The organism is Streptomyces sp. NPDC007025 (assembly GCF_042869455.1).
Classification (GTDB): domain Bacteria; phylum Actinomycetota; class Actinomycetes; order Streptomycetales; family Streptomycetaceae; genus Streptomyces.
Window position 1 is genome coordinate 76,111 of sequence record NZ_JBIAFT010000005.1, and the last position, 13,062, is coordinate 89,172.

Below are 13,062 nucleotides of genomic sequence, written 5' to 3' on the forward strand. Positions count from 1 at the left end.
GAGGGGCCGGCGGCCGGCCCCTCCGAGGGGACTCAGGCGCCCGCGGCCGCTCCGGCGGCCGAGCCCACCACCAGGCCCTCCCACCCCTCGACGTGGTCCACCCGCACGGTGTCGCCGTCGCGTACCTCGCCCGCGAGGATCTCCCGGGCGAGCTGGTCGCCGATGGCGGTCTGGACGAGGCGGCGCAGCGGCCGGGCACCGTAGGCCGGGTCGTTGCCCTCGGCGGCGAGCCAGTCCAGCGCGGCGGGGGTGACGTCCAGCGTCAGCCGCCGCTCGACGAGGCGGGCCTGCAGCGCGTCGACCTGGAGCCGGGCGATCCGCCGCAGCTCGTCCCCGGCCAGCGCGGAGAAGACCACCAGGTCGTCCAGCCGGTTGAGGAACTCGGGCCGGAAGGCGGACCGGACCGCGGCGAGCACCTGCTCGCGCTTCTCCTCCTCCTTCTCCAGCGGGTCCATCAGGAACTGGCTGCCCAGATTGGAGGTGAGGATGAGGATGGTGTTGCGGAAATCGACGGTGCGGCCCTGGCCGTCGGTGAGCCGGCCGTCGTCGAGGACCTGGAGCAGCACGTCGAAGACCTCGTGGTGCGCCTTCTCCACCTCGTCCAGCAGGACGACGCTGTAGGGGCGGCGCCGCACGGCCTCGGTGAGCTGGCCGCCCTCCTCGTAGCCGACGTACCCGGGCGGCGCGCCGACCAGCCGGGCGACGCTGTGCTTCTCCCCGTACTCGCTCATGTCGATGCGGACCATGGCCCGCTCGTCGTCGAAGAGGAAGTCCGCAAGCGCCTTGGCCAGCTCCGTCTTCCCGACGCCGGTGGGACCCAGGAACAGGAACGAGCCAGTGGGGCGGTCGGGGTCGGCGATACCGGCCCGGCTGCGGCGCACCGCGTCGGAGACCGCGCGCACCGCCTCCCGCTGCCCGATCAGCCGCTTGCCGAGCTCCTCCTCCATCCGCAGGAGCTTCTGCGTCTCGCCCTCCAGCAGCCGGCCGGCCGGAATGCCCGTCCAGGAGGCGACGACGTCGGCGATGTCGTCCGAGCCGACCTCCTCCTTGACCATCCTGCTGTCCTTGTCGGCCTGGCCCGCCGCGATCTCCTTCTTGGCCTCTTCCTCCTCCTCGGTGGCGGCCGCCAGCTCCCGCTCGACGGCCGGGATCTCGCCGTAGAGGAGCTTGGAGGCGGTGTCGAAGTCGCCGTCGCGCTGGGCGCGCTCGGCCTGGCCGCGCAGCTCGTCCAGCGTCTCCTTCAGCTCACCGACCCGGTTGAGGCCCTGCTTCTCCTTCTCCCAGCGGGCGGTGAGCCCGCGCAGCTCCTCCTCCTTGTCGGCCAGCTCACGGCGCAGCCGCTCCAGCCGCTCGACGGAGGCGGGGTCGGTCTCCTTGTCCAGGGCCAGCTCCTCCATCTTGAGCCGGTCGACGGACCGCTGGAGCTCGTCGATCTCCACGGGTGAGGAGTCGATCTCCATCCGGAGCCGGGACGCCGCCTCGTCCACCAGGTCGATGGCCTTGTCGGGGAGGAAGCGGGAGGTGATGTAGCGGTCCGAGAGGGCGGCGGCGGCCACCAGCGCGCTGTCGGAGATCTGCACCTTGTGGTGCGCCTCGTACCGCCCCTTGAGCCCGCGCAGGATCGCGATGGAGTCCTCGACACTCGGCTCGGCGACCAGCACCTGCTGGAAGCGGCGCTCCAGCGCCGGGTCCTTCTCGATCCGCTCGCGGTACTCGTCCAGCGTGGTGGCGCCGACCATCCGCAGCTCGCCGCGGGCCAGCATCGGCTTGAGCATGTTGCCCGCGTCCATCGCCGAGTCGCCGCCCGCGCCCGCTCCGACGACGGTGTGCAGCTCGTCGATGAAGGTGATGATCTGGCCGTCGCTCTCCTTGATCTCGGAGAGCACGGTCTTGAGCCGCTCCTCGAACTCGCCGCGGTACTTGGCGCCCGCCACCATGGCACCGAGGTCGAGGGCGACCAGCCGCTTGTTCCGCAGCGACTCCGGTACGTCGCCCTTGACCACCCGCTGGGCCAGCCCCTCGACGACGGCGGTCTTGCCGACGCCGGGCTCGCCGATGAGGACGGGATTGTTCTTGGTGCGCCGGGAGAGCACCTGCACCACCCGGCGGATCTCCTGGTCCCGGCCGATGACGGGGTCGAGCTTGCCGTCCCGGGCCGCGGCGGTCAGGTCGGTGCCGAACTTCTCCAGGGCCTTGTAGGTGCCCTCGGGGTCCGGGTTGGTGACCCGCCGGCTGCCACGCTGCGCGCTGAAGGCGTCCAGCAGCTTCCGGTCGTCGGCGCCCTGCTGTTCGAGCAGCTCACCGGTGGCGCCGCCCTTGGCCGCCAGCGCGATCAGCAGGTGCTCGGTGGAGACGAAACTGTCGCCGAGGTCCTTGGCGCGCTGGGCCGCGTCGGCGATGACGGCGAGCAGGTCGCGGTCGGCCTGCGGCCGGCTCACCGTCTGGCCCTGCACGGTGGGCAGGGCCGCGAGCAGCCGCTCGGCGCCCGAGCGCAGCGCCGCCTGGTCGGCCTCGACGCCGGCGATCAGATCCTGGATGTTCTCGTTGTCCTCGCCCGTGAGCAGGGCGAGCAGCAGATGGGCCGGGGTGATGTCGGGGTGCCCGTCGCTCACCGCCCGGTCGTTGGCCGCGCCGATGGCGTCCCGGCTCTTGTTGGTCAGCTCCGCGTCCACTGTCCTGCGTCCTCCTCCGGTGCTGGCTGCGGGTGCCGTGCCCTGGCGCCCCTGCGCCCCGATCACCGGCACTTGCTACCCATAGCATGCAACAAGTTGAGTCTATTCCACTCAACCTAAAAACGTCTACGATCCTTCCTGGTTCCCGGCCGCCCCGGCCCGGAAAATCGCCCAACGAGCCGCTCGGCAGCGGCATTTGGAGCTGACAGAGTGAAGATCGGCATTGCTGGCACCCACCGTGTCGCCACGGTGATGGTCACTTCCTCGGCCGTCCTGACGGCAGCCGCACTGACCGCCCCGGCCGCCGCGGCGGCCCCCGCGGCCACCGCACCGACCACCGCCCGCACGGCCCCGGCCCCCGCGGCCACGGCCGCCAAGAAGCCGTCCGTCACCGCCAGGGGCGGCTACGTGATGAACAGCGGCACCGGCAGCAGCCTCTACACCAAGGCCGCCGACACCCGGCGGTCCACCGGCTCGACCACCAAGATCATGACTGCCCGGGTGGTACTCGCCCGCAAGAACCTGAACCTCTCCCGGAAGGTCACCATCCGGAAGGCGTACAGCGACTACATCGTCCGCAACACCGCCTCCTCGGCCCGGCTGATCGTCGGCGACAAGGTCACCGTCCGCCAGCTCCTCTACGGGATGATGCTGCCCTCCGGGTGCGACGCCGCCTACGCACTCGCCGACACCTTCGGCAAGGGCAGCACCCGCTCCGCGCGGGTGAAGTCCTTCATCGGCTCGATGAACTCCACCGCCCGCGGCCTCGGCCTGAAGAACACGCACTTCGACTCGTTCGACGGCATCGGCAAGGGCCGCAACTACTCCACCCCGCGCGATCTGACCAAGCTCGCCCGCGACGCGATGCGCTCCCCGACCTTCCGCTCGATCGTGAAGACCCGCTCCACCAAACAGAAGACGGTCACCAGGAGCGGCGGCTACCGGTACATGAACTGGCGCAACACCAACCCGCTGCTGGGCGGCTACTCCGGAGCGCTCGGCGTCAAGACCGGCTCGGGCCCCGAGGCGAAGTACTGCCTGGTCTTCGCCGCCAAGCGGGGCGGCAAAACCGTGATCGGCACCGTGCTGGCCGCCTCCTCGTCCGCCAACCGCACGAAGGACGCGAAGAAGCTGCTCTCCTACGGCTTCGCGAAGTAGCAGCGGCAGGCCGGGCGGCCCCGCCCCGCACCCGCTTCCGGGGCCGGTCCCGGCGGCAGTGACCGCCCCGGCGCGGTGGCCGCCGGGTGCCTGGCCCGGGTCACTCCCGGGGCCGGGGCCGCCAGACCACCAGCGCGCTGGACTGGCGCACATCCTCGTAGGGCACCAGATCGCGCCGGTAGGAGGCGTGCACCTGGGCCTCCCGCTGCTGCATCGCCGCCGCGGCGCCCTCCACCGCGGCCGACAGCTCGGCCACCCGCTGCCGGAGCGCCGTGACCTGGTTCTCCAGCTCGATGATCCGCTTGATACCGGCGAGATTGATGCCCTCGTCCTGACTGAGCCGCTGCACCTCGCGCAGCTGCTCGATGTCGCGGGCCGAGTAGCGGCGGCCCCGCCCGGGCGTACGGTCGGGCGAGACCAGCCCCAGCCGGTCGTACTGCCGCAGGGTCTGCGGGTGCAGCCCCGAGAGCTGCGCTGCGACCGAGATGACGTAGACGGGAGACTCGTCCGTCAGCTCGTACGCCGCGGAGCGCCCGGCCGCGAAGCGTCTGCGTCCGTCCCGGCCGTCCACCTCAGTCTCCCTTCGCTGCCTTGAACAACGCGGCCCGCGGATCCTCACCCGCCGTCGCGTCCCGGTAGGACTCCAGGGAGTCCTTCGCCTCGTCGTCCAGCGCCACCGGCACCGCGACCTCCACCGTCACCAGCAGATCGCCGCGGGTGCCGTCCTTGCGGACCGCGCCCTTGCCCCGGGCCCGCATCGTCCGCCCGGACGGCGTACCCGGCGGGACCTTCAGGGTGACCGGCGGACCGCCCAGCGTGGGAACCTTCACCTCGCCGCCGAGCGCGGCCTCCGGGAAGGTGACCGGAACGGTGACCGTCAGATTGTCGCCCCTGCGGCCGAACACCGGGTGCTTGTCCACGTTGACGACGACATACAGATCGCCGTTGGGGCCGCCCCGCTCGCCGGGAGCGCCCTTGCCGCGCAGCCGGATGCGCTGCCCGTCGGTGACGCCCGCCGGGATGCGGACCTGCATCGTGCGCGAGCTGGTCGCCCGGCCGGACCCCTTGCAGGTGTCACAGGGGTCCTGCGCGATCAGGCCGCGGCCCTTGCAGTCCACGCACGGGTCGGTCAGCGAGAAGCCGCCGCCCGTGCCCCGGGAGACCTGCCCGGTGCCCACGCAGGTGGGGCACACCCGCGGGGTGCCGTTCTTGTCCCCCGTTCCCGCGCAGTCCTTGCACGCGGCGCTGGAGGACATCCGCAGCGGGACCGTGGCCCCGTCCACCGCCTCGGTGAAGCTGAGCGTCACCTCGGACTCGATGTCCTGCCCGCGCCGGGGCTGGGTGCGGGTACCGGCGCCGCCGCGGTTGAACAGCCCGCCGAAGACGTCGCCGAGCCCACCGCCGAAGCCCCCGGCACCACCGGGTCCGCCGGGTCCGCCGGCTCCGCCGCCGCCCTGTCCGCCGAACAGGTCGCCCAGGTCGAAGTTGAACGTTCCGGCGCCGCCCGGCCCGCCCGCGCCGCCGCCGGGCCGGAAGCCGCCGCCGTTGCCGAAGAGGCTGCGCGCCTCGTCGTACTCCTTGCGCCGCTTGGCGTCGCCGAGCACGTCGTACGCCTCGGAGGCGTCCTTGAAGCGCTCCTCGGCCTTGGGGTCGCCGGCGTTGGCGTCCGGGTGGTTCTCCCGGGCCAGCTTGCGGTACGCCTTCTTGATCTCGGCTTCGGTGGCGTCCTTGGGGACGCCGAGGACCTTGTAGTAGTCCTTCTCGATGAAGTCCTTGGTACTCATCCTCGACGTCCCTCCTCCCGCACGCGGTCAGCCCTCGTCCGGGCCACCGTTCTCCTCTTCAGCCGCCGGCGCCTCGGCACCGGCCTCGCCCTTGCCGCCCGCGGCACCGGGCTGCGGCTCGGCCACGCCGACCCGCGCGGGACGGATGGTCCGCTCGCCGATTCGGTACCCGGGTTGCAGGATCTGCACGCACGTCGTCTCCGTGACGTCCGGAGAGTAGGAGTGCATCAGGGCCTCGTGCACCGTCGGGTCGAAGGGCTCGCCCTCCTTGCCGAACTGCATCAGACCCATCTTGGCCGCGACGGTCTCCAGCGACTCTGCGACCGACTTGAAGCCGCCCACCAGCTCGCCGTGGTCCCGCGCCCGGCCGATGTCGTCCAGCACCGGCAGCAGCTCGGTCAGCAGGTTCGCGACGGCGATCTCCTTGACCGCCTCCCGGTCCCGCTCGACCCTGCGGCGGTAGTTCTGGAACTCCGCCTGCAGCCGCTGAAGGTCCTGGGTGCGCTCGTGCAGGGCCTTCCGGGCGGCCTCCAGCTCGGAGACCGGGCCGCCCTCGGCGGGCTCGCCCCGCTCCTGGTCGCCGCCCTCCTCCGCTTCCCAGACGTCCTGTGCGCTCACATCGCCCTCACTCTGCTGGGCGTCCCCGGCCGACGGCGCCCCGGGCGCCGCCTCCTGGTCGGAGGCGGCTGCCCGGTCCGCGTCACTCGGCTCACCGGCGTCGGCGGGGACGTCGGACTCCTTGCCGAAGCCCGCGGTCTCCTCCGTCACGCCGCACCGTCCTTGGGCTTCTGGTCCTCGTCGACGATCTCGGCGTCCACGACGTCGTCCTCACCGGCACCGCCCTCGGCCTTGCCCGCACCGGCCGCGCCGCCCTCGGCGCCGCCTTCCTGGGCCTGCTGGGCGTCGGCGTAGAGGGCCTGGCCCAGCTTCTGGCTGGTGGCCGCCACCTTTTCGGACGCCTCGCGGATGGCCGCGGTGTCCTCGCCCTTGAGCTTCTCCTTCAGGTCCTCCAGCGAGGTCTCGACCTCGGACTTGGTCTCGGCCGGGACCTTCTCCTCGTTGTCCTTGAGGAACTTCTCCGTCGTGTAGACGAGCTGCTCGGCCTGGTTGCGCGTCTCGGCGGCCTCGCGGCGCTTGTGGTCCTCGTCGGCGTACTGCTCGGCCTCCCGCATCATTCGCTCGATGTCGTCCTTGGGAAGGCTGGAGCCGCCGGTGACCTGCATCTTCTGTTCCTTGCCGGTGCCCAGGTCCTTGGCGGAGACGTGCATGATCCCGTTGGCGTCGATGTCGAAGGTGACCTCGATCTGCGGGACGTTGCGCGGCGCCGGGGGCAGGCCGGTCAGCTCGAACATGCCGAGCTTCTTGTTGTAGGCGGCGATCTCCCGCTCGCCCTGGAAGACCTGGATCTGCACCGAGGGCTGGTTGTCCTCCGCCGTGGTGAAGGTCTCCGAGCGCTTGGTCGGGATGGTGGTGTTGCGCTCGATCAGCTTGGTCATGATGCCGCCCTTGGTCTCGATACCGAGGGACAGCGGGGTGACGTCCAGCAGCAGGACGTCCTTGACCTCGCCCTTGAGCACACCGGCCTGGAGGCTGGCGCCGATCGCCACGACCTCGTCCGGGTTCACGCCCTTGTTCGCGTCCTTGCCGCCGGTCAGCTCCTTGACGAGCTCCGCGACGGCCGGCATCCGGGTGGAGCCGCCGACGAGCACCACGTGGTCGATCTCGCTGAGCTGGATGCCCGCGTCCTTGATCACGTTGTGGAACGGCGTCTTGCAGCGCTCCAGCAGGTCCTGCGTGAGCTGCTGGAACTGCGCCCGGGTCAGCTTCTCGTCCAGGTGCAGCGGGCCCTCGGCCGAAGCGGTGATGTAGGGCAGGTTGATCGTGGTCTCGGTGGACGAGGAGAGCTCGATCTTCGCCTTCTCCGCGGCCTCCCGGAGGCGCTGGAGGGCCATCTTGTCCTTGCCCAGGTCCACGCCGTGGCCGGACTGGAACTGCTTGACCAGGTAGTCGACGATCCGCTGGTCCCAGTCGTCACCACCGAGGTGGTTGTCGCCGTTGGTCGCCTTGACCTCGACGACTCCGTCGCCGATCTCCAGCAGCGAGACGTCGAAGGTGCCGCCGCCGAGGTCGAAGACCAGGATCGTCTGGTCCTCCTTCTCCAGCCCGTAGGCGAGGGCCGCGGCGGTCGGCTCGTTGACGATCCGGAGCACGTTCATGCCTGCGATCTCACCGGCCTCCTTGGTGGCCTGCCGCTCGGCGTCGTTGAAGTACGCCGGGACGGTGATGACCGCGTCGGCGACCTTCTCGCCCAGGTACGACTCGGCGTCCCGCTTCAGCTTCTGCAGCACGAAGGCGCTGATCTGCTGCGGGTTGAACTCCTTGTCGTCGATACCGATCTTCCAGTCGGTACCCATGTGCCGCTTGACCGACCGGATCGTCCGGTCGACGTTGGTGACCGCCTGCCGCTTGGCCACCTCGCCGACGAGCACTTCGCCGTTCTTCGCGAAGGCCACGACGGACGGCGTGGTCCTGGCGCCCTCGGCGTTGGTGATGACGGTGGGCTCACCGCCCTCGAGAACACTGACGACGGAGTTCGTCGTACCCAGGTCGATGCCGACCGCACGAGCCATTTCGGGTTCCTCCAGCTTGGTCTTGAGTGAAGCTGACTCAAGAGTGCACGACCGGGGAGAATGCGTCAAGAAGCTTGAGCCGGGCCGACTCAACCTCCATGACTACGGTGCGCGCATACCTGCTTGCAAGGAGGCTCCGAGCGCCACCCAGGAGGGGCGCGGGAGCGGCGCGCGACCCCCGGCACCGACGACTCCACGGCCCCCGGACGACTCCACCCCGGGCCGAGGACCCCCGCGGGGCCGACCCGCCCGCGCGGGGCGACGCAAATCACCGGGGTGCGCGGTGCAGGGAGCGGCGACAAGTGGGTAGTCTCGTACGGACTGGATAAGTTACTGCTTAGTAAACGCCGCCTCCGTGCTCCGAGGAGCCGCTATGCAACTCGCCGCGATCGTCGTCACGCTGCTGCTCACCGCGGTCGGCGTTGCGCTGTTCGCCCGCGCCATTGCGCAGATCTACCGCTTCGTCAAGCTCGGCCAGCCACTGCCCGCGGGTACCCGCAAGGACAGCCCCAAGCAGCGAACGGCCACGCTGGTCCGGGAGTTCCTCGGACACACCAGGATGAACAGGTGGGGCGTGGTGGGCGTGGCCCACTGGTTCGTGGCGATCGGCTTCCTCACCCTGCCGCCCACCATCGTCAACGCCTACGGCCAGCTCTTCCAGGCCGACTGGACGCTGCCGGTCATCGGCGGCTGGCTGCCGTACGAGATGTACATCGAGTTCATCGGCTTCGCGACCACCGTCGGGATCGCCGTCCTGATGGTGATCCGGCTGCTGAGCCTGCCCTCCCGCGCGGGCCGCAAGTCGCGCTTCGCGGGCTCGAAGATGGGCCAGGCGTACTTCGTCGAGTACGTCATCTTCGTCATCGGCCTGGCCATCATGATGCTGCGCGGCCTCGAGGGCGCCCTGCACCACGTGGACGGCTACGAGCCGGCCTACTTCCTCTCCTACCCGCTGGTGGCGGCCTACAACGGGCTCGACACCGGCACGCTGCAGAACCTCGTCTACCTCTGGGCGCTGATCAAGCTGGGCACGACCATGATCTGGATGATCACGGTCGGCCTGAACACCAACATGGGTGTGGCCTGGCACCGGTTCCTGGCGTTCTTCAACATCTGGTTCAAGCGGGAGGCCACCGGCGGCACGTCGCTCGGCGAGCTCCAGCCGATGATGTCCGGCGGCAAGGTCATCGACTTCGAGACCGCGCTGGACGACAGCGACGAGGACGCCGAGGAGGTCCGCTTCGGCGCCTCCCAGGTCGAGGACTTCTCCTGGAAGGGCATCCTCGACTTCTCCACCTGCACCGAGTGCGGCCGCTGCCAGTCGCAGTGCCCCGCCTGGAACACCGGCAAGCCCCTCTCGCCGAAGCTGCTGATCATGTCGCTGCGCGACCACGCGTACGCCAAGGCCCCGTATCTGCTGGCGGGCGGCGGCAAGACGATGGAGGGCGCCGAGAAGGCGACCGAGGAGCAGCTCAAGGACGTCCCGGCGGCCGCGCTGGCCGAGGCCGAGCGCCCGCTGGTCGGCACAGCCGAGGAGAACGGCGTCATCGACCCGGACGTGCTGTGGTCCTGCACCACCTGCGGCGCCTGCGTCGAGCAGTGCCCCGTCGACATCGAGCACATCGACCACATCGTCGACATGCGCCGCTACCAGGTGATGATCGAGAGCGCGTTCCCCTCCGAGGCGGGGACGATGCTCAAGAACCTGGAGAAGAAGGGCAACCCCTGGGGCCTGGCCAAGAAGCAGCGGCTGGAGTGGACGAAGGAGATCCAGCAGGACGCGGGCTTCGAGGTACCGATCGTGGGCAAGACGATCGAGGACCTGACCGAGGTCGAGTACCTGTACTGGGTCGGCTGCGCCGGCGCCCTGGAGGACCGCGCGAAGAAGACCACGAAGGCGTTCGCCGAGCTGCTGCACATCGCGGGCGTCAACTTCGCCATCATGGGCGGCGACGAGAAGTGCACCGGCGACTCGGCCCGCCGGCTGGGCAACGAGTTCCTCTTCCAGCAGCTGGGCGAGGAGAACGTCGGCACGCTGAACGCGGCCTTCGGCGAGTCCCTCGGCGAGGACGGCGAGGTGGACCCGGCGACGCGGAAGCCGAAGTCCGCGAAGAAGATCGTCGCCACCTGCCCGCACTGCTTCAACACGCTGGCCAACGAGTACCCGCAGCTCGGCGGGCACTACGAGGTCATCCACCACACCCAGCTGCTCCAGCACCTCATCGACGAGGGCAGGCTGGTGCCGGTCACCCCGGTCGAGGGGCTGATCACCTACCACGACCCCTGCTACCTCGGCCGCCACAACAAGGTCTACACCCCGCCGCGCGAGATCATCGGCCGGGTGCCGGGCCTGCGCAACGAGGAGATGCACCGGCACAAGGAGCGCGGCTTCTGCTGCGGCGCCGGCGGCGCCCGGATGTGGATGGAGGAGCGCATCGGCAAGCGGGTCAACAACGAGCGCGTGGACGAGGCGCTCTCCCTCGACCCGGACATCGTCTCCACGGCCTGCCCGTTCTGCCTCGTCATGCTGACCGACTCGGTCAACGGCAAGAAGAACGACGGCAAGGCCAAGGAAGCGTTGCAGGTCGTGGACGTGGCCCAGCTCCTGCTGGACTCGGTCAGGACACCCGGCGAACCCCCGGCGGCCGACGGCGAGACGGAGAAGGACCCGGAGCCCGAGCCGGAGCCCGCCTCGTAGCGCCCAGGTGGCCTGAACCGGGCGCTTCGCACCCTCGCGATGGCCGGTCCCGTATCCACGGGGCCGGCCATTGCGCGTTTTCCGGCAAGTCGTGGTCAAATGCGACCAGTTAACGCACCACACGAGCCAAACCGCGGTCGCGGTATACCCATCGCCGCGTGCCGGGCCTAGCCTCCTAACCGCACGCACGCGGAGCGGAGCGGCAGGACAGGCGAGGAGGAGCAGCAGGTGGCGGACCGCGAGGCCCCGGGCCGTACGGCCCAGGACGGACCGGCCGAAAACGGCCGGCCGCCGGACCCCGGCCCGCGCGCGGTCACCCGGAGCCACCCCGGCGCCCCGTTCGCCGCCGGGCCCCCCGCCCCGCGGCCCGCCGCCCGGTCCGCCCCGCGGTCGACGGCGCGGGAAGGTGCCCCATGCTGACCCCCGAACTGCTGTGCCGACTGCGCTTCACCCTCCGCGACCTGCCCAGACTGCGTGCCGAGGTCGAGGCACGGGCCGCGTCGGCGGGGCTCGGCGAACCCCGCAGGGGCGAATTCGTCGTCGCGGTCGACGCCGTGGCCACCAACGCCGTCGAGCACGCGGGCGGCGGCGGCCAACTCGTCCTGCGCCACCTGGCCGGGGAACTCGAATGCCAGGTCGCCGACTCCGGCCCCGGCTTCACCGAGGACGTCATCCCCGAACTGCTGCCCGGCCTGGACGGCGCCACCAGCGGACGCGGCCTGTGGCTGGCCAGGCTGGTGACCGACCGGCTGACCGTGGCCGGCGGAACCGGTCAGGGCGCCGTCGTCACCTTCGCCGTCCGCCTCCCCGGAGAGTGACCCCCTCCCTGGAGTGACCCCCTCCCCGGAGAGTGACCCCCTGCCCGGAGAGTGACCCCCTTCCCGGGGTGACCTCTTCCGGGAGTGACCGCCTTCCGGAGGAGCGCGCCCTCCTCCCCGCAGCCCTCCCGGCCGGGCCGCCTCCCCCCTCGGAAGGGGGCACGCCAGCCGGTTCCCCTAGGGGATGTCACAGGTCAGCAGCGATGTCCGGCCATCTCGCCCGGCTGTGGCACACGTGACCCGCGGAACACGGTACGTTCGATCGCGTGGCTGGTTTCAGGAGCGGACGCGGCCGGGACTCCCGGGGCGCGCAGCAGCATGGGCAGTACCCGCAGCACCCCCCGGGTTCGCCGTACCCGCAGGGGTCTGGTGCGGGCCCCGGGCCGGGGACCGCACCCGGCCCCTGGCAGGGCGGCGGGCAGCACGGCGAGCCGGAGTACTTCGGTGACCCGCAGCCGCACTACGGCGCGCCGCAGAACTACGGCCCCGGCCCGGGGCCCGGCCCGGGTCCCGGACCCGGTGCGCACGGCGGACAGCCCGGTGCCCCGCAGGGCTGGCACGGGCAGGACCCGCACGCCAACAACCCCGGCAACACCCAGGCGTTCAGCATCCACGACCCGTACGGCGGTCCCGGCCCCGATTCCTACGGTCCCGGCGGCGGCCCCGGTCCGGACGGCTACGGATACCCCGACGGCGCCACGTACCGCGCGGGCAATGCCCCCGCCCCGCCCGCCGGACCCCGGCTGCACTGGAAGGACCTGCTCACCGGAATCGTGCTGCGCCCGAACGCGACGTTCTGGCAGATGCGCGACTACGCGGTGTGGGTTCCCGCGCTGATCGTCACGTTCGTCTACGGGCTGCTCGCGGTCTTCGGCCTCGACCAGGCCCGCGAGGACGTCCTCCACACGACGCTCTCCCAGGCCGTCCCGTATGTGCTGATCACCGGTGTGGCCGTGGTGTTCGCGGGGCTGATCCTGGGCGCCGTCACCCACACGCTCGCCCGGCAGTTCGGCGGCGACGGCTCGTGGCAGCCCACCGTGGGACTCGCCATGCTGATCATGTCCCTGACGGATGCACCGCGCCTGCTGTTCGCCCTGTTCCTGGGCGGTACGGCCACCTTCGTCCAGGCCGTCGGGTGGGCGACCTGGGTGGCGGCCGGCTTCCTCTTCACCTCGATGGTCAGCCGCTCCCACGACCTGCCCTGGCCCAAGGCCCTCGGCGCCTCCGCCATCCAGCTGCTGGCCCTGCTGTTCCTGATCAAGCTGGGCACGCTGTAGGCGGCCCGGACCGCGAGCCCCGGGC

General features: G+C 70.9%; 9 protein-coding genes. 4 read left to right on the plus strand and 5 right to left on the minus strand.

The window, feature by feature from the left end; all coding sequences use genetic code 11:
* Positions 1–32: 32 nt before the first annotated feature.
* The gene (gene clpB / locus ACFYMO_RS11380; protein WP_366772992.1) at positions 33–2,672 is read right to left on the minus strand and encodes an ATP-dependent chaperone ClpB; all 2,640 of its coding nucleotides are present in this window, start codon (positions 2,670–2,672) and stop codon (positions 33–35) included.
* Between the two features lie 210 nt (positions 2,673–2,882).
* Here clpB and ACFYMO_RS11385 point away from each other — a divergent pair, with 210 nt between their 5' ends.
* Positions 2,883–3,830, plus strand: coding sequence for a serine hydrolase (locus ACFYMO_RS11385; protein ID WP_366772993.1), 948 nt, complete (start codon positions 2,883–2,885; stop codon positions 3,828–3,830).
* Between the two features lie 100 nt (positions 3,831–3,930).
* On the opposite strand, the gene ACFYMO_RS11390 is transcribed toward ACFYMO_RS11385, so the two are convergent.
* The 4 genes from ACFYMO_RS11390 to dnaK are packed head-to-tail and all read right to left on the minus strand — an operon-like array spanning position 3,931 to position 8,244.
* Positions 3,931–4,401, minus strand: a complete 471-nt coding sequence (locus ACFYMO_RS11390) for a heat shock protein transcriptional repressor HspR (RefSeq protein WP_360290002.1) — start codon at positions 4,399–4,401, stop codon at positions 3,931–3,933.
* Between the two features lies 1 nt (position 4,402).
* The gene (gene dnaJ / locus ACFYMO_RS11395; protein WP_019355032.1) at positions 4,403–5,614 is read right to left on the minus strand and encodes a molecular chaperone DnaJ; all 1,212 of its coding nucleotides are present in this window, start codon (positions 5,612–5,614) and stop codon (positions 4,403–4,405) included.
* Positions 5,615–5,641: 27 nt separating this feature from the next.
* Entirely contained in the window at positions 5,642–6,382 is a 741-nt protein-coding gene (gene grpE, locus ACFYMO_RS11400) for a nucleotide exchange factor GrpE (protein ID WP_366772994.1), read from the minus strand.
* Positions 6,379–8,244 carry a molecular chaperone DnaK gene (gene dnaK, locus ACFYMO_RS11405; protein WP_366772995.1) on the minus strand — a complete coding sequence of 622 codons (1,866 nt, stop codon included), beginning with the start codon at positions 8,242–8,244 and terminating at the stop codon, positions 6,379–6,381. The genes grpE and dnaK overlap by 4 nt, the downstream gene beginning before the upstream one ends.
* Before the next feature lie 373 nt (positions 8,245–8,617).
* Between dnaK and ACFYMO_RS11410 the strand changes: the two genes are divergently transcribed.
* The 3 genes from ACFYMO_RS11410 (at position 8,618) to ACFYMO_RS11420 (ending at position 13,037) form a co-directional block, all read left to right on the plus strand.
* Positions 8,618–10,942: a (Fe-S)-binding protein gene (locus tag ACFYMO_RS11410; RefSeq protein ID WP_366772996.1), complete on the plus strand. Its 2,325-nt coding sequence runs from the start codon at positions 8,618–8,620 to the stop codon at positions 10,940–10,942.
* A 413-nt stretch (positions 10,943–11,355) separates the two neighbouring features.
* On the plus strand, positions 11,356–11,760 hold the full coding sequence (locus ACFYMO_RS11415; protein ID WP_074998953.1) for an ATP-binding protein: 405 nt from the start codon (positions 11,356–11,358) through the stop codon (positions 11,758–11,760).
* 266 nt (positions 11,761–12,026) lie between these two features.
* Positions 12,027–13,037, plus strand: coding sequence for a Yip1 family protein (locus ACFYMO_RS11420; RefSeq protein WP_366772997.1), 1,011 nt, complete (start codon positions 12,027–12,029; stop codon positions 13,035–13,037).
* The last annotated feature ends 25 nt before the right edge of the window (positions 13,038–13,062 follow it).

Excerpts from the sequence above, each read along its gene's own strand:
- dnaJ (WP_019355032.1), bottom strand. The coding sequence starts at position 5,614 with ATGAGTACCAAGGACTTCATCGAGAAGGACTACTACAAGGTCCTCGGC.
- dnaK (WP_366772995.1), bottom strand. The coding sequence starts at position 8,244 with ATGGCTCGTGCGGTCGGCATCGACCTGGGTACGACGAACTCCGTCGTC.
- ACFYMO_RS11410 (WP_366772996.1), top strand. The coding sequence starts at position 8,618 with ATGCAACTCGCCGCGATCGTCGTCACGCTGCTGCTCACCGCGGTCGGC.
- ACFYMO_RS11415 (WP_074998953.1), top strand. The coding sequence starts at position 11,356 with ATGCTGACCCCCGAACTGCTGTGCCGACTGCGCTTCACCCTCCGCGAC.